1 protein-coding gene is annotated in these 1237 nt (G+C 34.9%); it reads right to left on the reverse strand.

The genetic code is table 11. The features are described from left to right. Positions 1–1201, reverse strand: a 1201-nt coding sequence (nagZ, locus tag V7659_RS31475; RefSeq protein ID WP_335543904.1) for a beta-N-acetylhexosaminidase, incomplete at its 3' end; no start/stop codon positions are given. Positions 1202–1237 lie beyond the last annotated feature (36 nt).

Below are 1237 nucleotides of genomic sequence, written 5' to 3' on the forward strand. Positions count from 1 at the left end.
ATTTATGTTTCAAAGTTAAAATCCTGTATACACTCTTATTTATCGTATCTTCAGAAATAGTATGATTTGTCACAGCTGAATAAATACTATTGTAAACAGTAGCCACATTATCCATTCCATGACCAACTAAAATAATGTCGCTCCCCGCGTTTACCGCCCTTACGGCTGCGTCTTTCAACTTGTAGTGCTTTGCAATCGCACCCATCGTCATATCATCTGTAATGACAACTCCGCCAAATCCAGATTGTTTACGTAAAATATTTGTAATAATAGTTTTTGACATGGATGCAGGATAATTAGGATCAATTTTTTTCACTAATATGTGAGCAACCATCACCATATCGGCGTGGTCTTTGATTGCATTGTTAAATGGAACTAGTTCAACCTTTTTTAGTCTTGTAGAATCATTCTGTACTAATGGAAGTTCCAAATGAGAATCAACGGACGTGTCTCCGTGCCCAGGGAAATGTTTAATAACTGGAATGATTTTTCCAGAACTTATTCCATTCATCATACTAACTCCTAGTTTAGAAACAATACTGGAATTTGATCCAAAGGAACGATCCCCGATAACAGTATTATTAGGATTGCTTTGGATATCTAGAACGGGAGCGAAATCTGTGTTAAATCCAAAAGCTTGCAATTCATAGGCGATCACCTTACCTATATTATATGCGTATTTTTCATCTTTTTTATTTCCAATGATTCTTGCACTCGGTGTGTTTTTGATTGATGTTGGCATTCGGTGTACTCTCCCGCCTTCCTGGTCGACGGATATGAATAGTGGTACTTTATTCTTGCTGTTTGCAGTTTTAATTGCATTTGTTAAGTTAACTAATTGAGCAGCACCCTTAACATTCGGTTGATATAGGATTAACCCGCCTGGCTTGTATTTATTAATTAGGTTTTGTGTATTTGAATTAACGGTTATACCATCAAATCCTGCGATGATCATTTGCCCGATTTTTTCATTTAAAGTCATCTTATTAAGCTGCTCTTGAATTGGATCTTTCTTAGGTGGTAAAGTGGTCTTTTGGGTATCTTGTGGTATGGTATCTTCTGTTTTACTATTTTCAGTTTGGCTTGTATTCATCTCTTTATGATTATCCTTATTATTATTAGTTGTATTATTATTTGAACAACCATTAATATGTAATAATGCAATCAAAATGAACAGCATTTTCATAATCAACTTTTTCATAGTGTTGGTCCTTACATTTATAGAGTCCTCTTCAGT

It is taken from the genome of Neobacillus drentensis (assembly GCF_036966985.1).
Classification (GTDB): domain Bacteria; phylum Bacillota; class Bacilli; order Bacillales; family Cytobacillaceae; genus Neobacillus; species Neobacillus drentensis_E.